The sequence below is a fragment of the Phenylobacterium sp. T106 genome, from assembly GCF_057219735.1.
Map to the genome: position 1 here is coordinate 233,791 of NZ_JBXVWA010000007.1, position 19,482 is coordinate 253,272.

Here is a 19,482-nt window from a genome sequence, read left to right on the forward strand (position 1 = left end):
ATGGGCGACGGCTTCCCGGTCTGGCTGTTCGGCGTCTTCCCGCTCGTTTTCGCGGCCATGTGGCTCGCGGTGACGGCGGCGCTCAGTCATCTGTCGGGCTGGCCGGCATTGCAGCGGGCCTACCCCGACCGGGACGACGAGGTGCTCGCGACGTTCGGCGGTCAGTCCGGGATGATGGGCGGCGCGCCCGGCGTGAACTTCAGCGGCGTGCTGGAGCTGAGCGCCTGCCGCCAGGGGCTGAGGGTGGCGATCTGGCGGATCTTCGCGCCGTTCATGCGTCCGGTCCTGGTCCCGTGGTGTGACCTCACGGTGCGCCGGCAGGAGACGTTTCTCGGACCGCGGGCCGTCCTGATGCTGGGCGACGTCGCCAGGCTCACGGTTTCGGGCGGACTGGCCGACCGGATCGCGAGGGCGGCGGGGCAGAACTGGCCGGCCGGAGGCGCGCCGCCGCCGATCGAGAAGCCGGTGGGCCGCCTCGTGGCCGCAGCGGTGGTCGAGTGGCTCGTCGGGACGGCGTTGCTGGGCGGGTTCTTCACGGGGGCGACGCATTTCAGCGGCCTGGACGCCACGCCGCTGCCGCTCGCGATGACGCTTGGGTTTCCCGCCGTCTTCTGCGGCTTCATCGCGTTCAGCCGCTTCCTGAAGCGGATGCGGCGCTGAAGCGCGTTCCGAGTGCGGAACCGGTTGTCGGCCCAAGGCTCTCGCGCCGCGCGCGCCGAAGGAAGGTTGCCATTTTTCAAACGGCCGTTAGACCGCTCGCCATGGCTGACGACGCGCGCAAGACCGCAGGTTCGAAACCGGGGGGCAAGGAAACCTACGACGACCGGCCGTTCCACGTGGACGACCTGCCGCCGGAGGTGCGCGCGCCGCTCGCGCCTTACGCCGGCCGGGAGCCGGAGGCGCCCGCATGGTTCAAGTGGGCCATCGCCCAGGAGGCCGAGCGGACCTTCGTCGAGTCCGGCGGCATCAAGCTGGAAGCGCTGAGCTGGGGCGAGCGCGGCAAGCGCGGCCTGCTCCTCGTCCACGGCAACTCGGCCCACGCCGACTGGTGGAGCTTCATCGGCCCCTATCTCGCCAAGGACTTCCGCGTCACCTCCATGTCGCTGGCGGGCATGGGCGACTCCGAGTGGCGGCAGACCTACCGCTTCCCGGACTTCGCCGCCGACGCCGAGGCCGTGGCGCGGGCCACCGGCCTCTACGCGCCGGGCAAGAAGCCCATCTACATCGGCCACTCCTTCGGTGGCGGGCAGGTGTTCTTCACCGCCGCGCGCTACCCGCAGAACATGGATGCGGCCATCCTCGTGGACACCGGCTTCGGCGGCCCGCCGCCCGAGGTCCTGGAAGAGCGCAGGAAGCGCCAGGAGCTGCTCGCCAACAATCCCAGCCCGGACCGGCCGACGCGGATCTACCCCACCATGGAGGCGGCCCTGGCCCGGTTCCGGCTGATGCCGCCGCAGCCGGCCGAGAACCACTACATCCTCGACTTCATCGCGCGCCGCTCGCTGAAGCGGGTTCCCATGCCCGACGGTTCGGGCCAGGGCTACGCCTGGAAGTTCGATCCGAACATGTGGGAGAAGCTCGACCGCAGCGACGGGATCATGACGGCCGACCGTGGCGCCTTCCCCGACCTGAAGGTCCCGATGATCCACCTCTACGGAGACAAGAGCCGGATCATCGAGCGCCGCGCCTCGGGCGAGCCCGGCTTCCTGGACGGCAACGTGCCCGAGATCGAGATTCCGGATTCCCACCACCACGTCATGATCGACCAGCCCCTGGCCCTGGTGGCGGCGCTCCGCACCCTGCTGGCCAATTGGCCGCACGGGACCCCGCCGGATTGAACCGAGGGCGCGGTTCGTGTAGGGCCTCGCCGAACACCTCCCTGACCTAGAGAGTGAATTGATGGCCGGACAAGGCTCCGACTACCAGCGCGGTCACATGGACATCGCCGAGCAGACCGCGACGTTCCATCTCGTGATGGGCCTGACGAAGTGGGGCTCGCTCGTGATCGCCGCGGGCGTGCTGTTCTTCACGCTCCTGTTCTGCACCGCGGCCGGCTTCATCGGCTCGTTGGTCGCCACGGCGGCGCTGATCGCCGCCGGCGTGTTCCTCCTGCGCTCCAAGCCCGAGGCGGCGGCGGCGCACTAAGGCGTCCTGCCCGGCTGGCGCCCGCCCCGCCGTGGTGGAATAGTCGGCCCGAATGCTGAAGCGCGCGCAGGCCTACGGCTTGTCGTTCCTGTATCCCGCGAACGACACGGTGGTCGGGCCCTGCCTCGCCCGCCACGGCGAGTTCGCCCGGCCGCAACTCGACTTCCTCCTGGCGCTGGCGACCCCTGGCGAGGGGACCTTCGTCGACGTGGGCGCCAATCTCGGAACCATGGCGGCGCCGTTCGCCAAGGCACGGCCCGACTGGCGGGTGATCGCGGTCGAGGCGCACCGTGGGGTCGCCGCGATCCTCGCGGCCAATGCGGCGAACAACGGCTGCGACCGCCTGGAGGTGGTGCACGCCGCCGCAGGCCCCGATCGCCGCATCGCCGCCTTCCCGACCCTGCCGCTCGACGCGGCGGCCAACCTCGGGACCAGCAGCTTCTACGACCGGGAGACGCCGCGCCTCCCCGTCCTGATGCTGCCGCTCGACGAACTGGCGCCCGCCGACACGCGGCTGGTGAAGATCGACGTCGAGGGGCTTGAGCCCGAGGTGCTCGCGGGCGCGCACCGCCTGATCGAAACGGTCCGGCCCGTCTTCTTCGTCGAAGCGTTCCACGCCACGGCGCGGGCGGCCGTGCTGGAGACGTTCCTGCGGGCCGGCTACGCCGCCTACTGGTTCTACGCGCCGTGGGTGACGCGCGCGCCGCTCTCGGGCGTGACGGCGCAGGACGACACGATCGGCGACGCGAACTTCGTGTGCATCCCCGGGCAGGGGCCTGCGCCCTGGGACCTGCCGCCGGCGCGGCCCGAGCAGGAGACCTGGCCCAGCGACCACAGGCTCTATCCCTACCTCAAGGCCTACGGGTACTGACGGCCTGCGGGGCATGGCGTTGCGCGCGTTGATCCCTGGAGCGTCCTCCAAGAGTTGATTGTTGCGTTGCGAAGGTGCGCTGCGGGAGAAGCTTGCGGCGCGTGGGAAATCCTTCGGGCGCCGCGCTGGACAATCCGACGCGGGCGCACCTATGGTCCGCCCGCCTGCAGCGCATTCGGGGGTTGAACGCGGACCATGGCCGTCATCGCTGTGACCAAGGAGCGCCGAGCCGGCGAGACCCGCGTGGCGGCCACGCCCGAAACGGCGAAGAAGCTGGCGGCCGCCGGTTTCGAGGTCGTCGTCGAGGCGGGCGCCGGCGCCGGCGCTTCGTTCTCGGATGCGGACTACCAGGCGGCCGGCGCGTCGATCGCCAAGTCCGCCAAGGACGCGGTCGCCAAGGCCGACCTGCTGTTCAAGGTCCGCGCGCCCGAGGCCGACGAGATCAAGGCGCTGAAGCCGGGCGCGTTCGTGGCCGCGCTGCTCAATCCCTACAACGAGAAGGCGACGGTCGAGGCCCTCGCCAAGGCCGGCGCCAGCGCCTTCGCCATGGAGTTCATTCCGCGGATCACCCGCGCGCAGGTGATGGACGCCCTCTCCAGCCAGGCCAACCTCGCGGGCTACCGCGCCGTGATCGAGGCGGCCGAGGCCTACGGGCGCGCCTTGCCGATGATGATGACGCCGGCCGGCACCATCGCGCCGGCGAAGGTGTTCGTCATGGGCGTGGGGGTCGCGGGCCTGCAGGCCATCGCCACCGCGCGGCGCCTGGGCGCGGTGGTCACCGCCACCGACGTGCGGCCAGCGACCAAGGAGCAGGTGGAGAGCCTGGGCGCCAAGTTCGTCGCGGTCGAGGACGAGGAGTTCAAGGCCGCCGAGACCGCCGCCGGCTACGCCAAGGAGATGAGCAAGGAATACCAGGCCAAGCAGGCCGAGCTCATCAGCGGCCACATCGCCAAGCAGGACATCGTCATCACCACCGCGCTGATCCCGGGCCGTCCCGCGCCGAAGCTGGTGAGCGCAGCCCAGGTCGCGTCGATGAAGTCCGGATCGGTGATCGTGGACCTGGCCGTGGAGCAGGGCGGCAACGTGGACGGCGCGAAGCTGGGCGAGGTCGCCGTCACGGCCAACGGCGTGAAGATCATGGGCGTGGCCAACCTGCCCGGCCGCATCGCCGCCGACGCCTCGTCGCTCTACGCCCGCAACCTGCTGGCCTTCGCCGAGCTCTTCCGGAACAAGGAGGGCCAGTTCGCCCCCGATCTGGAGGACGAGATCCTCAAGGCCGCGCTCGTCACCCACGGCGGCGCCGTCGTGCATCCGCAACTCACCGCCTAAGCCCCGGAGAACCCCATGGACGTCGATCCCACGGTCTTCCGCCTCGCCATCTTCGTGCTGGCGATCTTCGTCGGCTACTACGTGGTCTGGAGCGTGACGCCGGCGCTGCACACGCCCCTGATGGCGGTGACCAACGCCATCTCCTCGGTGATCATCGTCGGCGCCCTGCTAGCGGCCGCCGCCAGCGGCGCCGACGGCGCGCTCACCGGCAACGTCCTGGTCTCGAAGGGCGCCGGCGCCGTGGCCGCGGCCTTCGCCGCAGTGAACATCTTCGGCGGCTTCCTGGTCACCCAGCGCATGCTGGCGATGTACAAGAAGAAGGACCGCGGCAAGTGAGCGGCGAAGCCCGCAACGCGGCCCTCTCTCGCGCGGCCCTGCTGTCGGCCGGCGGAGCGGCGCTGATCGGCCTGACGCAGCAGATGCCGGCCGGATCGCCGGGCGGCCTGGTCCTGATGATCCTCGGCGGCGTCGTCGTGGCCGCCGGCCTCGCGCTCGCCGTCAGGGCGCTTCTCGGGCGATCGGGAGGGGGCCGGTGACTGACGCGGCGGCGGGCGCCTCCCTGCTTGAGCAGGCTCTGGTCGTGATCAGGTCGCGGCGAGGCGATGCACGCGAGCACGGGATCGAACTGCTGGGCGTGGTCGGCTCGGTCGCCCGCGGCGAGGCGCGCCCGGACAGCGACGTGGATGTCGCCTACGCCATCGTGGGCAAGTCATCCCTGTTCGATCTTGGCGGCCTCGCGATGGACATTCAGGGCGACCTGGGGCGCCGCGTGGACATGGTCGATCTCAACCGCCTCAAGCCGGCGTTCCGCGCGAGCATGGAACGAGACCTTGTCCGCGCATGACCGAGCGTGACCGCAGCCTGCTCGAGGACATGCGCGCCTTCGCCCGCGACGCGGTGGAGTTTCTCGGCGAGCGCGACGCCGCAGCCCTGCTGGCGGACAAACGCACGCAGTACGCCGTGATCCGCGCCGTGGAACTCGTGGGCGAAGCAGCCTCCAAGGTCAGCGCCGACACGCGAACCTCCGCGCCGGACCTTCCCTGGCGGGAGGCGATCGGCACGCGGAACATTCTGATCCACGCCTACCACGAGCTCGACCTTAGGCTGGTGGTGGCGACCGTTCGAGAGCACCTGCCGCCGCTGATCCTGCGGCTGAACGCGCTCCTGGGGGACGAACCGACATGAACGCCAATCTCGCGGCCATCCTCTACCTCGTTTCCGGGGTGCTGTTCATCCTGGCGCTGCGGGGCCTCTCGAGTCCCGAGACCAGCCAGTCCGGCAATCGGAACGGCATGATCGGCATGGCCCTGGCCGTCGGCGTCGCCCTGGCGACGCTGCTCTCCGAGGGCAAGCTCGACGCGCTGACCCTGGGCCTCATCGCCGCGGGCATCGCGGTGGGCGGGACCATCGGCGCGGTGATCGCCCGGCGCGTCGCCATGACCTCGATGCCGCAGCTGGTGGCGGCGTTCCACAGCCTGGTCGGCATGGCCGCGTGCCTCGTGGCGGTGGCCGCGATCCATACGCCGGCCGCGTACGGGATCGGCGAGGTCGGCGCGGTCCACATGGTCTCGCTGGTGGAGCTGTCGCTGGGCCTGGCCATCGGGGCGGTGACCTTCACCGGCTCGGTGATCGCCTTCGCCAAGCTGAACGGCAACATGTCGGGCGCGCCGATCCTGCTGCCGGCGCGGCACCTGCTGAACATCGCGATCGGCCTCGCCATCGTGGCGCTGATCGTGGTGCTGGTCCTCAGCGGCGGGCAGGCGCTCTGGGCCTTCTGGGGCATCTTCGCCCTCAGCCTGCTGATCGGCGTGACCCTGATCATCCCCATCGGCGGCGCGGACATGCCCGTCGTGGTCTCGATGCTGAACAGCTACTCGGGATGGGCGGCCGCGGCCCTGGGCTTCACGCTCGAGAACGTGACCCTGATCATCACCGGTGCGCTGGTCGGCTCCTCGGGCGCGATCCTCAGCTACATCATGTGCAAGGGGATGAACCGCAGCTTCATCTCGGTGATCCTGGGCGGTTTCGGCGCCGACGACAGCGCGGCAGCAGGCGGCGGCAGGGTCGAGACCCGCCCCGTCAAGCAGGGCTCGGCGGACGATGCGGCCTTCATCATGAAGAACGCCAGCAAGGTGATCATCGTGCCGGGCTACGGCATGGCGGTGGCCCAGGCCCAGCACGCCCTGCGCGAGATGGCCGACAAGCTGAAGGAGGAGGGCGTCGAGGTGAAGTACGCCATCCACCCGGTGGCGGGGCGGATGCCTGGCCACATGAACGTGCTGCTCGCCGAGGCGAACGTGCCCTACGACGAGGTGTTCGAGCTGGAGGACATCAACTCCGAGTTCGCCACCGCCGACGTGGCCTTCGTGATCGGCGCGAACGACGTGACCAACCCGGCCGCGAAGACGGATCCGACCAGCGCCATCTACGGCATGCCGATCCTCGACGTGGAGAAGGCGCGCACGGTGCTGTTCGTGAAGCGCGGCATGGCCGCCGGCTACGCGGGCGTCGAGAACGAACTGTTCTTCCGCGACAACACGATGATGCTCTTCGCCGACGCCAAGAAGATGGTCGAAGGGATCGTGAAGGGCCTCTGAGCGCGTTCCGAAACGTGGGAACCGGTTTTCGGATCCAGACGCGCTCGAGCTCTTGGTGAGGGTCTGAGCGCGGCTCAGCCGAAGGGGTCGGGCGGGGGCAGAGCCTGGCCGGTCACCACGATGCCCGCGTCCTCGGCCGGCGGCGGCGGCGTGGGCTCCAGCGGACGGAAGCTCACCAGCACGTAGCCGTCGATGACGCCGTCGCCGTCGATGTCGACGTCCACGCGGGTCGGCGTGGTCGGCGCCAGGGTCGTCGGCCCCGGCAGGGTCGGTCCCAGCGTGCTGACGCCGAAGTCGCCGGGAGGCGTGACGCCGGGACCGGGAGCCTGTGGTTCGGTCCCGTCCGGCGGGCGGGGCGCGTCCACGACCCGGCCCGCGGCGGTCACGATCCTGTCCCCCTGCTCGAACGAAAAATCGACGATCACGCCGAGCAGCGTGTCCGGGCCGGCGCCCGCGCTCGACGCCGCGACCACGAAGCTGTCGGCGCCCGAACCGCCCTCGACGATGGCGCCGTCGGTGAACTCGATGCGGTCGTCGCCGGCGCCGCCCAGCAAGGTGTCGCGGCCGCCTCCGCCGACCAGCGTGTCGTCGCCCGCTCCGCCGTCCATCCGCTCGGCGGCGGCCGAGCCCACAAGGCTGTCGTCCCCGGCTCCGCCCCTCAGGATCGGGGGTGGGCCCTCCGCCGGGGCCGCCGGCGGGAGTTCGATCTGCAGCGCCGCCGCCGCGCCAGGCTCCGGCGCGGACGCGGCGGGAGGGGCGGCGGCCGTGGCGACTGCCGACGCCATGGCGGCGAGACCGGCTTCCACAGGTGCGCGCGCCGCGGCAGGCTCGTTCAGCGCCGCACCCTGGATCGCGACTTCCCGGTCCTGCGCCGGCGCGTCCGCCGGCGGCGGCGCGGCGCCCGGCTCGTCCGGCGGCGGCGGGCTGGCGACGATTTCCGCCGCCTCGGCCCCGCCTCCGATGGCGGCGGTCTCGTGGAAGAACGCGGCGGCCACGATCAGCGCGAGGAAGGTCTGACCGTCGCGTCCGGTGAAGGGCAGGATCGCCGCCGACTTCGGCGCGATGGCCTCCTCGGTGACCGCCAGCCGCTGGCGGAGCGCCGCATGCAGGTCGAAGCTCTCGTCGATCGCGTCGTCGACCGCCGAGTGGACCACGAACCTGCCGTCGATGCGCGCCACGTGGATCAGCACGTCGCCCGAGCCGTCGGTGACGACGCACCACGGGTCGCCTTCGTCGGTCGCGCCGAAGATCACCTCCACATCGACGCCCGCCGCGGCGAGCTGGTCCGCCAGCGCCTGCAGGCGGACGCGCTCGGCGGCGGTCCAATCGCCGCTGTCGCGGACGCGGGCAATGAAGGGGACGACCTGGCCCATGGCGCTCGGAAAATCTCCTGGCGGACTATCCGGCCGCTCGGCCAGCCTGCGCACGGGCCGCGCCCTCGCCGCCGAAGAGCAGCCTGAAGAGCTCCGGCTCGTAGTACCGCAGCAGGGTGCGCGCGAACTCGCCCGGCTCGAGCCCCAGCGCTTCGGCCCAGGCCCCCTGGGTCTCGATCGGCAGGCGGCCGAGCCCGCTCTCGACCTGGCTGACGAAGGTGTAATAGCGCAGCCCCACCCGCTCGGCGAGCTCCGCCTGGGTCAGCCCGGCCTGCTCCCGCGACACCTTCAGCCACCGGCCCGCCTCCTGGCGCAGCGCCTTGATATGGGCGGCCTTCGCCGGATCCGTGGCAGGTCTGGGCATCGGCAACTCCGCATCGCCGGCTCACGCGCGAGCCGGCGAAATCAGTAAGTACTTAAGGCGTAAATATACGACGTGTATACGCTTGTCCCGCTATCATGTCCCGGCGTTCGGCGAAAGCGTGGCGTCGCGCTCGCCCCGCAGGCGCAAAGACTCGCCCGCGGCCCGGATTTTGCCTAGAAGGCGCGGCAACCTGGCGGGCGCGCCGGGGTTGGACGGCCGAGAAGCGGCGGTTGGAGCATTCCTTGGCGAACGGCAGATCGATCACGGGCGGGTGGAGCGCACGCCGCAAGGCGGAAGCCGCCATCGTGCTGGTGGCGGGCGTGTCCGCGTTCGCCGTGGCCCACGCGTCCTTGCCGGCCGCCCCGAAGGTGCGGCCGATTTCCGCCCCGGCCTCCGCGGTGGCGCCGGTTCAGGTGGCCCAGGCGGACGCCGGCGAGGTCCTGATCGCCTTCGAAGAGCCCGTGCCGGGCCGGGAGATCATCTCGCCCTTCGGCCTGCGCCAGCTTCCGTGGGAGGGCAGCGGTCGCCTTCACGAGGGCGTCGACATCTCGGCCGATGCGGGCGTGGCGGTCGTGGCGGTGGCGGAAGGCGTCGTGACCGAGGCCGGGACCAAAGGCGGCTACGGCCGCTTCGTGGCCGTGCGGCACACAGCCGGCCTGACCACCTATTACGCCCACCTCGGCGCGATCGGCTCGGACGTGAAGCCGGGCGTCCAGGTCGAGGCGGGGCAGCCGATCGGCAAGATCGGCTCGACGGGGGTCTCCACCGGCCCGCACCTGCATTTCGAGATCCGCGATCCGGACGGGAAGCCGCTGAATCCGGCGATGTTCCTGGGACGGGCCTTCGCCGAGGCCGGCGACCTGCCGCTCGACAAGGCCAAGCGCTACTCGGGCCGCGTCCGCATGGCCTACGTCTCGTTCATCCCCGCCAGCAAGCGCGCCCTGATGGACGCCAAGTCCGACAAGCCGGTCCTCATCGTGAAGCGCGTCACCACCGACGCCCAGGACGCGGCCGCCGCCGAGCGGAATCTCAAGGGGCTGGCCGAAGCCGCCGCCCAGCAGGAGAAGATCGACGGCCTGAAGGGCCTCTCGATCGGGCCGGACGGCCGGCCGCGGGCGCAGCTCAGCCTTTGAAGCCGGCGAACTATCGGGGCGATCGGATCGACATCGGCGGTCGCTGCCTGCGGGTGGTGCGCGCCGGGCCGGCGACGGGTGAAGCGCCGCTGATCGTCTGCGAGCACGGCGCCTTCGGGTGCGCCACCGACTGGGCCGTGGTCCAGGACAAGCTTGCGCAGAAGGGCCTGCGCAGCCTCGCCTACGACCGCGCGGGGCTTGGGCATTCCGATCCGGGGCCCGAGCCGCGCGACGGACGCGCCATCAACGACGACCTCGAAGCGCTGCTCGACCGGCTCGGCGAGCACGGTCCGGTGCTGCTCGCGGGCCATTCGATGGGCGGGCTCATGGTGCGGCTCTTTGCACTCGAGCGCGAGCGGCGGCCGATCCGCGGGCTGGTGCTGGTGGATGCGGTGACGCCCGCCATCCTCGACCTGCCGGGCGGCGCCGAGGCGGTCCGCTCGTTCGGGGGGCTGCTCGAGGTCGTCAGCCGAGGCGCCCGGTTCGGCCTGATGGTCCCGGTGTCGCTGGTGAGCTCGAACCTGATCGGCCTGCCATCCCTCGCCGCGGCCGAGAAGCGGCGCATCCACGGCTCGGCGCCGCACGCGCGCGGCGCCTCCGCGGAGGTGACCCAGTGGCCGGCCACGTCGAAACTGGCGGGCGCGCTGGACCTGCCCGCCGAATTGCCCGTCGCCGTCGTCACCGCCGGCGCCAAGACGATCCGCGCGCCGATCCGCGCCGCCCAGGAGGCGCCAGCGAAGCAGTCGCGCTTCGGCTATCTGGAGCATGTCGCGCCGGCCACCCACGCGAACCTTCTGGGCCCGCGGCACGCGGACGCCGTCGTCCGGGGCGTGGACCACGTGCTGAAGGCCGCCCGCTAGCGCTCGGTCGCCTGCCTGGGGTCGGTCACGGCCTCGTCGGGGTTGCGGATATTGGCTTCCGGCGTCCAGCGGCTCGTCGGCGGTGTCACGAAGCAGGGAAGCGGGCCGAGCTTCAGGGCGTTCGGGGGTGTCTTCCAGCCGTTCGTTCCCTTGGGCCCCCCGAAGGCGAGCGCGCAACCGACGCCCGGCCCCGAGCCGCCCATCGCCCGGACGGCGTTGGATTCGGCTGCAAGGAGGCCCGGCATGCCATGCTTGGGCGAAGCGCCCTTCGAGCCGGCGCTGCGAACGACCGCGCTGTTCGGCGTTGGAGCCTTCGCGCGGGCGATGGCGTCGTAGTACGCGCGGCGCGCCGGCGGCAGCGGGGCGGGGATGTACGCCGCCTGTCGCGCGCCGGATTCCAGCCGCGCCTCGCAGGCCTCCTTTTCGGCGTCGCTGAGCAGACTGGGGTTCGCGCAGCCCACCCGGCTTCCGCGCAGGATCCTGGCGAGCCGGTCGGGCGTCACGTCGCCGGAAAGCGCCGGCGCCCCGCCCGGCGTTTCCACCGCCGCGTTCGGAGCGGCGGCCTGTGTGGGGCGACTTGGCGCGGGCGGGGCCGGGGCCGCCCGCGTGTCCGGAGCGCGTGCGACGGCGGGGCCTGAGCGCGGAGCCAGGTAGACCGGCGTCACGTTGGAACGGGCCGTTTCGACGAACGGGGAGCGCGGTCTCAGGCCCCAAGCCAGCGCGACGAACAGCGCCGCATGCGCCGCCATCACGACCAGAAATGTGGCCTGCCCCCGGAACCCCATGCGCCAGCAAGCTGCCGGGGCTGCGGCGAAAATTGGACATCGACCGGCTCACCGGCCGGTGTCCCTTCTCACGGGCCGCCGTTCCACGGTAAGTCAGCCGGAAAGGGATGGGGGAGACCGGCCATGGCGGAGACGACTGCGGACCAGGAGCCCGAGGTGCTGCCGGCGACATCGCTCCGGACCGTGGTCGCCGCGAGTTCGGCCGGCACTACGTTCGAGTGGTACGATTTCTTCGTTTTCGGCAGCCTGACCGGGGTCATTTCCAAGACGTTCTTCACGGGCTTGCCCGAGACGGCGGGGCTGGCGGCGGCGCTGGCGCTGTTCGGGGCCGGGTTCCTGTTCCGGCCGCTGGGCGCCTTGGTCTTCGGCCGGATCGGCGACCGCGCGGGGCGCAAGGGCGCGTTCCTGGCCACCGTGCTCCTGATGGGCGGCGCGACCGTCGCGATCGGGCTCCTTCCGAGCTACACCCAGGCCGGGATCATCGGCCCGATCCTGCTGATCCTGATGCGAATCCTGCAGGGCTTCGCCCTGGGCGGAGAATACGGCGGCGCGGCGATCTACGTGGCCGAACACGCCCCCGCCAACGGGCGGGGCGGGGCCACGTCGTGGATCCAGACCTCGGCGGCGTTCGGCCTGTTCTCGGCGCTGCTGGTGATCCTCGCGACCCGCCTCGCCGTGGGCCCGGAGGCGTTCGACGCCTGGGGCTGGCGCATCCCGTTCCTGGTCTCGGGCATCCTGCTGGCCATCTCGATCTGGATGCGCCTGAAGCTCACGGAGAGCCCGGAGTTCGCGAAGCTCAAGGCCGAAGGGGGCGAGACCAAGGCGCCGTTCGCCGAGGCGTTCGGCCGCTGGCCGAACCTCAGGCTGGTGCTCATCGCCCTGGTGGCGATCATGTTCGCGCAAGGGGCCGTCTGGTACACGGCGTTCTTCTACTCGCAGACCTTCATGGAGCGCTTCCTGAAGGCGCCGCCCGAGACCATCAACCTGCTGATGATGGCGGCCACGGCGGCTTCGGCGCCGCTCTACGTCTTCTTCGGCTGGCTCTCCGACCGCGCCGGCCGCAAGCCCGTGATGCTGTTCGGCATGGTGCTGATGCTGGCGGCCTACTTCCCCGGCTTCCACCTCCTCAGCCAGACGCTCAATCCCGCGCTCACCGAGGCCCAGGCGCGAACCCCGGTGGTCGTGATCGCCGATCCCGCGGACTGCACGCTGCAGTTCGATCCGGTGGGCAAGGCGACGTTCCTGTCCTCATGCGACATCGCCAAGTCGACCCTGGCGAACGCGGGCGTCTCCTACACGAATGAGGCCGGCGTACCCGGGCGGGCGGCCATGGTGCGCATCGGCTATCAGACCATCCCCTCGACCAGCGCCGAGGGGCTCTCGCCGGACGTGGCCAAGGCGGTGAAGGCCTCGGTCGAAAGCCGGATCAAGACGACGCTGGCCCAGGCCGGCTATCCCGCCAAGGCCGATCCCGAGCGGATGAACCTGATCGGCGCGTTCGGCGTGCTGCTGATCTTCGTGGTCGCCGCCACGGCCCTCTACGGTCCGATCGCGGCGTGCCTGGTGGAGCTGTTCCCGACCCGCGTGCGCTACACCGCCCTGTCGCTGCCCTACCACATCGGCACAGGCTGGGTCGGCGGGTTCGTGCCCTTCACCGCGTTCGCCATCGTGACCGCGACAGGCCATCTCTATTCCGGCCTCTGGTACCCCTTCGCCTTCACCGCGGTTTCGGTGATCGTCTGCCTGCTGCTGCTGCCGGAAACCAACGGCAAGCCGCTCAACACCTGACGCCGGACCCGGAGCCCGCCATGCGCCGTCTCGTCCCGATCGCGCTGGGCTGCGCCTTGTGCCTGCCCCCGGCCGCCGTCGCCCAGCCCGCGGACCCCGCGCGGGACGACCTGCGCTGCATGGTGATCATGACCATGTTCGCCGCCCGCACCGAGGATCCCGCCCTGCGCCAGGGCGCCGTCACCGGCTTCGGCTACTACATGGGCCGCCTCAAGGGCCGGGACCCCTCGTTCGAGGTGAAGCCCCGGCTGATCGACGAGGCGCGCGGCATGATGGCCGACGCGGAGCGCGTCAAGGCGGAGGCCGCCCGCTGCGGCGGCGACATGCAGGTGTGGGGGCGCGAGACGAAGGAGATCGGCGACGCCCTGCAGGCCGAGGGCCGCCGCGGACCCGGCGCGCCCCAGCCGCGCTAGGACAGCCGCCTCAGGAGCCGGCCAGGGTGGCGTAGCTGGGCTGGGTCGTGGCCTGCAGGCGCTTCGCCGCGGCCTCGGCCTCGCGCATGACCCGCAGGACATTGCCGCCGGCAAGGCCCGCGAGGTCGGCGTCGCTCCACCCGCGGCGGGCCAGTTCGGCCAGCAGGTCGGGGAACTTGTCCACGCCGTCCAGGCCGTCAGGCGTGTCGCCGATGCCGTCGAAGTCCGAGCCGATGCCGATGCAGCCCATGCCGCAGACCTTCGCCAGATACTCGACGTGGTCCGCGACCATCGCCAGCGTGACCGGCGGCTTCGGGTTGGCCTTGTCCCATTCGGCGAGCGCGGCCTTCGCCCGCTCGGGCTGGCCGATGTAGAGGCCGCCGAACGGCGGCGCGTTGTAGCGGGCCTGCTCGGCCGACCGCGCCGCGGCCCACTCCATGCGGGCGCGGCTCACGTAGTTCGGCAGGAAGTTCACCATCACCACGCCGCGGTTGGCCTTCACCAGCGCCAGAACCTCGTCCGAGACGTTGCGGGCGTGGTCGGCGACGCCGTCGGCGCCCGAGTGGGAGAAGATCACCGGCGCCTGCGCCACGCGCAGGGCGTCCTTCATGGTGTCCTCCGACACGTGGCTGAGGTCGACCAGCATGCCCAGGCGGTTCATCTCGCGCACGACCTCCTCGCCGAAGGGCGTCAGGCCTCCGTGCTGGGGGTTGGCCGTGGCCGAGTCGGCCCAGCGCGTGTTCAGCGAATGGGTCAGCGTCATGTAGCGCGCGCCCGCGGCGTAGAGCTGCCGCAGCACAGGCAGGCTGTCGCCGATCTGGTGGCCCCCCTCGACGCCCACGAGGGAGGCGACCTTGCCCGCCCTGTGGATGCGCACGACGTCGTCCGCGGTGTAGGCCATCTCGAAGGTCGCCGGGTAGCGCTGCGGCAGCGACTTGACGATGTCGATCTGCTCCAGGGTCATCTGCACGGCCAGCGGGCCCTCGAAGCTCGAGGGGATGAAGACGCTCCAGAACTGGCCGCCGACCCGGCCGGCCTTCAGGCGCGGGATGTCGGTCATCATGCCCGGGCCGCCGGCCTCCACGAGGTGGCGGGTGTCCGTCGCCAGGTCGATCTTTTCGGGATGCACCCCCACGCGCTGGCGGATCGCCCAGGGGACGTCGTTGTGCCCGTCGATGAGGGGCGTCGCCTTCAGGACCTTCTCGACCCGCGCCGCGATTCGGGCGTCGGCCGGCTGGGCCTGCGCCGTGGACGCAGCGGCGAGCGCCGCCAGCGCCCCGACGGCCACGAATACCCGCATGACGATCCTCCCCGTCGAAGTCCCTGCCCTTCGAACCACAAAAGGCGCGGAAATCACAGACATCCCATGCGGGGCCGCGGCTCGCCCGCCGCGGTTGCGCACAGTCCGCTCACCCGGCGATGGGGAGCACGTCCGTGGCGACGCCCGAGGCGTCGAGGGCGGCGCGTTCCGTGCGCCAGGCCGGCGTGGTGACCAGCCGCGCGACCGTGAGCCCCTCTGCGGCGAGATCGGCCAGGTCCGCGACGGAGCGGTCGTGGACGCGCTCGGCGTCGCGGCGGGCCAGCGCCAGCACGTCGGCGTGGGCGTCCGGGTCGCACACCAGGACGTCCGCGGCCGCCAGGGCCCGGGCGGCGCGCAGGGTCAGGAGGTCGGCCGGGCCGCGGGCGTCGATGTAGCGGACGACGCCGCGCAGCTGCGGTCCCTCGAAGAGCGCGGCGCGCAGGCGCTCGCGGGCGCCCTGCATGTCGCCGGCCATGGCCGACTCGGCGGCCGGGCCGGTCAGGGCGGCGCGCAGGAAGCGGCGGCGCGCATGCGCCTCGGGCAGCACGGCGCGGATCTCCTCGGCCATGGTGCGGAAGAGGGCGGCGATCCGGCCCGCGCCTTCCGGCACGCGGGCCTCGATGTCGTGGCGCAGCATGGTCGCCAGCATGGGCGACGCGCCGCCCGTGCCGATGGCGGCCACGACCTCGCCCCGGTCGATCACCGCCGGCGTCGTGAAGTCGCAGAGCGCGGGGCGGTCGACGACATTGACCGGCACGCCCGCCCGCCGCGCCGCGTCGGCCGCGTCGCGCGCCCAGGCGTCGTCCTCGCCCGCGATGAAGGCGAGCGTCATCCCGGCATAGGAGCCGGGGTCCAGCGCTTCGCCGGTCGACAGCCGCACGACCGTGGCCGGAGATCCCTCGAACAGCCGGGCCTTGGCCTCGGCCGCCTCGCCCTCGCCCGCGATCGCCAGCGTGCGGCCGGCGAGCGGGAAGAAGGCGGGGAAGGCGTCCATCTATTTCAGGGTCTTGAGGTAGGCGACGATCGCCGCGCGGTTCTCGTCGGAAGGCACCGCGATCAGCATCTTGGTGCCCGGCGCGAACTGCGAGGGGGCCTTGAGGTAGGCGTCGAGATTGGCCTCGGTCCAGGTCCCGCCCTTGTTCTTCAGGCCGGGCGAATAGGCGAAGCCGGGCCTGGACGCGATCGGGGCGCCGGCCACGCCGTTCAGCGCGGGGCCCATGACCGATCCGCCGTGGCACATCTTGCACTGGAGATTGAACAGCTGGGCTCCGTCAGCCGCCAGCGCGGGCGCGGCGGAGAGCGAGACGAGAGCGGCGAGGACGGCGACGCGGGGCATTCGGGCTCCTGGAACTTCGTAGTTTGGGTACGCAATACCTTCCGTCGCCGTCCCGGACCAAGGTTCGATTTACGGCGCGGTCTGAACAACGTTAGGATCGGCCGCAAATCAGCGAGATCGGGGATCCCATGCCGACGACAGTCGATGTGAACGGGCGGGCCATGAACGTCAACTCGCCGCCGGACACGCCGCTGTTGTGGGTCCTGCGAGATGAACTGGGGCTGACCGGCACGAAGTACGGTTGCGGCGTGGCCCAGTGCGGCGCCTGCACGGTGCTGGCCGACGGTCAGCCCATCCGGGCCTGCCAGGTTCCCGTCTCGGCTGTCGGCGCGGCGAAGATCACCACGATCGAGGGCCTGGGCGGGTCGCATCCGCTGCAGGCGGCCTGGGTCAGGCTGGACGTGCCCCAGTGCGGCTACTGCCAGTCGGGCCAGATCATGAGCGCCGCGGCCCTGCTCGCGGCCAACCCCCGTCCCGACGACGCCGCGATCTCCGCGGCGATGGACGGCAACATCTGCCGATGCGGCGCCTATCAGCGAATTCGCGCGGCGATCAAGGATGCGGCAGCGGCGCCTACGCCCGCGGCGCCGGGCGCGTGAGGTCGGTCATGAACAAGCCTGTTGCGAAGCTCTCCGCCGCGCCGACCCGCCGCCAGGCGCTCGTGGTCGGCGCCACCCTGGCCGGCTCGTCCCTGCTGGTCGGCTGCTCGCTCCCCGACGTGCTGTCCTACGGCAGCCGCGTGGAGCCGGGCGCATTCGGCCCGTTCCTGAAGTTCGATCCCGACGGGACGGTCACCGTCCTTTCGAAGCACATCGAGTTCGGGCAGGGGAACCACGCCGGCCTCGCCGCCATCGCGGCCGAGGAACTCGACGCCGACTGGACGAAGGTGAAGGTCGAGCAGGCCCCTGCCAACGCCAAGCTCTACGGCAACGCCATGATGGGCGGAACGCAGGGCACCGGCGGTTCGTCGGCGATCTCGGACTCGTGGATGAAGATGCGCAAGGCCGGCGCCGCCGCGCGGGCCATGTTCGTCCAGGCCGCGGCCGCCAAGTGGAGCGTGCCGGCGGCGGAGATCACCGTCGAGAACGGCGTTGTCCGCCACGCGGGATCGGGCCGCTCGCTGGGATTCGGCGAACTGGTGGCCGACGCCGCCAAGGTCACGCCGCCCGAGGCGCCGACGCTCAAGACCCCGTCGGCCTTCACCCTGGTGGGCACGGACCGCGTGCGGCGCAAGGACTCGGCCGCGAAGTCCAACGGCACGGCCCGCTTCACCCAGGACGTCCGCCTGCCCGACATGCTGACGGCGATGGTGGCCCACCCGCCGCGCTTCGGCGCCAAGGTGGCGAGCTTCGACGCGGCCGCGGCGCGCAAGGTTCCCGGCGTCGTCGACGTCTTCCAGATCCCCAGCGGGGTGGCGGTGGTCGCCAGCTCCACCTGGGCGGCGAAGACCGGCCGCGACGCCCTCAAGGTCACCTGGGACGAGTCGAAGGCCGAGACGCGAAGCTCGGCGACCCTCGCCCAGCAGTTCCGCGACTACGCCGCCGGCAAGGCCGCCGCGCCGGCCAAGACCGAGTGGAAGGCGTTCGACGCCAAAGGCGACGCGGCGCAGGCCGCCGGCGGAACCGCCGCCGTCGACGTGACCTACGACTTTCCCTACCTCGCCCACGCCACCATGGAGCCCATGAACTGCGTGGCCATGGTGGGCAAGGGCCCGCCCCGGCTGGTCTACGGCGCCCAGGGCCAGACCCTGGACCAGATCAACGTGGCGCGCGCGGCCACGGCCCTGCCGGGATCGGTGGAGATCGAGACCCTGTTCGCGGGCGGTTCGTTCGGCCGCCGCAGCAACTTCCAGTCCGACTTCGTGGTCGAGTGCGTCCAGATCGCCAAGAAGGTGGGCAAGGGACGGCCGGTGAAGCTGGTCTGGACCCGCGAGGACGACATGCGCGCCGGGTACTACCGGCCGCTCGTGCATCACGCGGTGCGCGTGACCGTCGACAAGGACGGCTTCCCGGCCACGTGGCGGCACCGGATCGTCACCCAGTCGATCATGAAGGGCGCCCCGCCCGGCGCGCCCACCGCCGAGATCGATTTCACCGCCGTGGAGGGCTCGATGGGCTCGCCCTACCTCAAGGCGACGCCGGTGGTGGACGGGCAGCTCCTGACGCCGGACGCGGGCGTGCCGGTGCTGTGGTGGCGTTCGGTGGGCGCGACCCACACGGCCTATGTGATGGAGCACACGATCGACCAGCTGGCGCGCAAGGCCGGCAAGGACCCGGTGGCCTACCGGCGGGCGCTCTACCAGAAGGCGGGGGCCAAGCGGCACCTGGCAGTCCTGGACCTGGCGGCCGAGAAAGCCGGCTGGACCGCGCCGCCGCCCGCCGGCTGGACCCGCGGCGTCGCCGTCCACGAGAGCTTCGGCTCTGTGGTGGCCCAGGTGGCCGAGGTCAGGCTCGAGAACGGCGCGCCCAAGGTGGGCCGTGTGGTCACCGCGATCGACTGCGGCATCGCCATCAGCCCGAACCAGATCGCGGCCCAGATGGAGGGCGGGACCTGCTACGGCCTGTCGGCGGCGCTCTTCGGGGCCGTGACCCTCACCGACGGGGTGGTCGACCAAGTCAATTTCGACAGCTACCGGGTGCTGCGCAACTCGGAGGCCCCGACGGTGGAGACCTACATCGTCCCCTCTTCGGCCCCGCCGAGCGGCGTGGGCGAGCCGGGCACGCCCGTGATCGGCCCCGCGGTCGCCAACGCGCTCCTGGCCATCAGCGGCCAGCCCGTGCTGAGCCAGCCGTTCGTGAAGGCCTGACGGCGCCTCCGGGGAGGCTCACCCATCTGCTGCTGACCCGGTTTCCGCGGCCGCCGGAGACCGGGACCACCCCATGGACTCCGCGGCGCCGGAAGGGGCGCGGGGTCGGCCAGAGCCTCACCCGTTCAGACAGAACCGTCTGAACGGGAAGATGCGGCTCGAGATCAATAGCTTGAGCGCGTTCGGATCCGAAAATCGGTTCCCACTTTTCGGAACGCGCTCTAGGTTCCAGACTCAATCAGGTCCACCAGGTGACGATGGCGGCGAGGTAGACGGTCGCGGCGAAGACGGCTGCGAGTTTGTCGTAGCGGGTAGCGATGCGCCGCCAGTCCTTCAGGCGGCAGAACATGCGCTCGATGAGGTTGCGCTCTCGGTAGAGGGG

23 protein-coding genes are annotated in these 19,482 nt (G+C 71.5%); 16 read left to right on the forward strand and 7 right to left on the reverse strand.

From position 1 onward, the window contains the following. The 10 genes from AC2D8W_RS16860 (at nt 1) to AC2D8W_RS16905 (ending at nt 6,942) form a co-directional block, all read left to right on the forward strand. Complete coding sequence (locus AC2D8W_RS16860) at nt 1-660, forward strand: hypothetical protein (RefSeq protein WP_484672501.1); 660 nt, start codon at nt 1-3, stop codon at nt 658-660. A gap of 101 nt (nt 661-761) precedes the next feature. Beyond that, nucleotides 762-1,838: an alpha/beta fold hydrolase gene (locus tag AC2D8W_RS16865; RefSeq protein WP_293485208.1), complete on the forward strand. Its 1,077-nt coding sequence runs from the start codon at nt 762-764 to the stop codon at nt 1,836-1,838. Nucleotides 1,839-1,899: 61 nt separating this feature from the next. Next, nucleotides 1,900-2,145, forward strand: coding sequence for an aa3-type cytochrome c oxidase subunit IV (locus AC2D8W_RS16870; protein WP_484672502.1), 246 nt, complete (start codon nt 1,900-1,902; stop codon nt 2,143-2,145). Between the two features lie 52 nt (nt 2,146-2,197). After that, nucleotides 2,198-3,016 (forward strand): FkbM family methyltransferase, encoded by an 819-nt coding sequence (locus AC2D8W_RS16875; RefSeq protein WP_484672503.1) that lies wholly within the window; start codon nt 2,198-2,200, stop codon nt 3,014-3,016. Between the two features lie 195 nt (nt 3,017-3,211). Next, on the forward strand, nt 3,212-4,345 hold the full coding sequence (locus tag AC2D8W_RS16880) for a Re/Si-specific NAD(P)(+) transhydrogenase subunit alpha (RefSeq protein WP_484672504.1): 1,134 nt from the start codon (nt 3,212-3,214) through the stop codon (nt 4,343-4,345). Nucleotides 4,346-4,360: 15 nt separating this feature from the next. Continuing rightward, nucleotides 4,361-4,681 (forward strand): proton-translocating transhydrogenase family protein, encoded by a 321-nt coding sequence (locus AC2D8W_RS16885; RefSeq protein ID WP_484672505.1) that lies wholly within the window; start codon nt 4,361-4,363, stop codon nt 4,679-4,681. Then, complete coding sequence (locus AC2D8W_RS16890) at nt 4,678-4,881, forward strand: hypothetical protein (protein WP_293485219.1); 204 nt, start codon at nt 4,678-4,680, stop codon at nt 4,879-4,881. The genes AC2D8W_RS16885 and AC2D8W_RS16890 overlap by 4 nt, the downstream gene beginning before the upstream one ends. Beyond that, nucleotides 4,878-5,189, forward strand: coding sequence for a nucleotidyltransferase family protein (locus AC2D8W_RS16895; protein WP_484672506.1), 312 nt, complete (start codon nt 4,878-4,880; stop codon nt 5,187-5,189). Before AC2D8W_RS16890 ends, AC2D8W_RS16895 begins: the two co-directional genes overlap by 4 nt. Continuing rightward, complete coding sequence (locus AC2D8W_RS16900) at nt 5,186-5,530, forward strand: HepT-like ribonuclease domain-containing protein (RefSeq protein ID WP_484672507.1); 345 nt, start codon at nt 5,186-5,188, stop codon at nt 5,528-5,530. The genes AC2D8W_RS16895 and AC2D8W_RS16900 overlap by 4 nt, the downstream gene beginning before the upstream one ends. Further along, nucleotides 5,527-6,942 (forward strand): NAD(P)(+) transhydrogenase (Re/Si-specific) subunit beta, encoded by a 1,416-nt coding sequence (locus AC2D8W_RS16905; protein ID WP_293485224.1) that lies wholly within the window; start codon nt 5,527-5,529, stop codon nt 6,940-6,942. Before AC2D8W_RS16900 ends, AC2D8W_RS16905 begins: the two co-directional genes overlap by 4 nt. A gap of 74 nt (nt 6,943-7,016) precedes the next feature. On the opposite strand, the gene AC2D8W_RS16910 is transcribed toward AC2D8W_RS16905, so the two are convergent. Both AC2D8W_RS16910 and AC2D8W_RS16915 read right to left on the reverse strand, forming a co-directional pair. Continuing rightward, the gene (locus AC2D8W_RS16910) at nt 7,017-8,315 is read right to left on the reverse strand and encodes a hypothetical protein (RefSeq protein WP_484672508.1); all 1,299 of its coding nucleotides are present in this window, start codon (nt 8,313-8,315) and stop codon (nt 7,017-7,019) included. Between the two features lie 25 nt (nt 8,316-8,340). Further along, complete coding sequence (locus tag AC2D8W_RS16915; protein ID WP_484672509.1) at nt 8,341-8,679, reverse strand: helix-turn-helix domain-containing protein; 339 nt, start codon at nt 8,677-8,679, stop codon at nt 8,341-8,343. Nucleotides 8,680-8,921: 242 nt separating this feature from the next. On the opposite strand from AC2D8W_RS16915, the gene AC2D8W_RS16920 reads away from it, so the two are divergent. Next, nucleotides 8,922-9,812 (forward strand): M23 family metallopeptidase, encoded by an 891-nt coding sequence (locus AC2D8W_RS16920; protein WP_484672510.1) that lies wholly within the window; start codon nt 8,922-8,924, stop codon nt 9,810-9,812. Beyond that, the gene (locus AC2D8W_RS16925; RefSeq protein ID WP_484672511.1) at nt 9,809-10,672 is read left to right on the forward strand and encodes an alpha/beta fold hydrolase; all 864 of its coding nucleotides are present in this window, start codon (nt 9,809-9,811) and stop codon (nt 10,670-10,672) included. Before AC2D8W_RS16920 ends, AC2D8W_RS16925 begins: the two co-directional genes overlap by 4 nt. On the opposite strand, the gene AC2D8W_RS16930 is transcribed toward AC2D8W_RS16925, so the two are convergent. Beyond that, nucleotides 10,669-11,214: a hypothetical protein gene (locus AC2D8W_RS16930; protein WP_484672512.1), complete on the reverse strand. Its 546-nt coding sequence runs from the start codon at nt 11,212-11,214 to the stop codon at nt 10,669-10,671. The genes AC2D8W_RS16925 and AC2D8W_RS16930 overlap by 4 nt on opposite strands. Before the next feature lie 366 nt (nt 11,215-11,580). On the opposite strand from AC2D8W_RS16930, the gene AC2D8W_RS16935 reads away from it, so the two are divergent. Next, nucleotides 11,581-13,245 (forward strand): MFS transporter, encoded by a 1,665-nt coding sequence (locus AC2D8W_RS16935; protein ID WP_293485233.1) that lies wholly within the window; start codon nt 11,581-11,583, stop codon nt 13,243-13,245. Between the two features lie 20 nt (nt 13,246-13,265). Beyond that, nucleotides 13,266-13,658: a hypothetical protein gene (locus AC2D8W_RS16940; protein WP_484672513.1), complete on the forward strand. Its 393-nt coding sequence runs from the start codon at nt 13,266-13,268 to the stop codon at nt 13,656-13,658. A gap of 10 nt (nt 13,659-13,668) precedes the next feature. Here AC2D8W_RS16940 and AC2D8W_RS16945 read toward each other — a convergent pair whose 3' ends face one another. From AC2D8W_RS16945 to AC2D8W_RS16955, 3 genes are all read right to left on the reverse strand, one after another. Continuing rightward, the gene (locus AC2D8W_RS16945; protein WP_484672514.1) at nt 13,669-14,958 is read right to left on the reverse strand and encodes a dipeptidase; all 1,290 of its coding nucleotides are present in this window, start codon (nt 14,956-14,958) and stop codon (nt 13,669-13,671) included. Nucleotides 14,959-15,067: 109 nt separating this feature from the next. Next, complete coding sequence (locus AC2D8W_RS16950) at nt 15,068-15,952, reverse strand: precorrin-2 dehydrogenase/sirohydrochlorin ferrochelatase family protein (RefSeq protein ID WP_484672515.1); 885 nt, start codon at nt 15,950-15,952, stop codon at nt 15,068-15,070. Continuing rightward, a complete protein-coding gene (locus AC2D8W_RS16955; RefSeq protein ID WP_484672516.1) occupies nt 15,953-16,294 on the reverse strand; it encodes a c-type cytochrome in 342 nt (113 codons plus the stop codon). A 128-nt stretch (nt 16,295-16,422) separates the two neighbouring features. On the opposite strand from AC2D8W_RS16955, the gene AC2D8W_RS16960 reads away from it, so the two are divergent. Next, nucleotides 16,423-16,893, forward strand: coding sequence for a (2Fe-2S)-binding protein (locus AC2D8W_RS16960; RefSeq protein WP_484672517.1), 471 nt, complete (start codon nt 16,423-16,425; stop codon nt 16,891-16,893). 8 nt (nt 16,894-16,901) lie between these two features. After that, the gene (locus AC2D8W_RS16965; protein ID WP_484672518.1) at nt 16,902-19,100 is read left to right on the forward strand and encodes a xanthine dehydrogenase family protein molybdopterin-binding subunit; all 2,199 of its coding nucleotides are present in this window, start codon (nt 16,902-16,904) and stop codon (nt 19,098-19,100) included. A gap of 238 nt (nt 19,101-19,338) precedes the next feature. On the opposite strand, the gene AC2D8W_RS16970 is transcribed toward AC2D8W_RS16965, so the two are convergent. After that, a partial coding sequence (locus AC2D8W_RS16970) for a transposase (RefSeq protein WP_484672524.1) occupies nt 19,339-19,482 on the reverse strand: 144 nt, incomplete at its 5' end.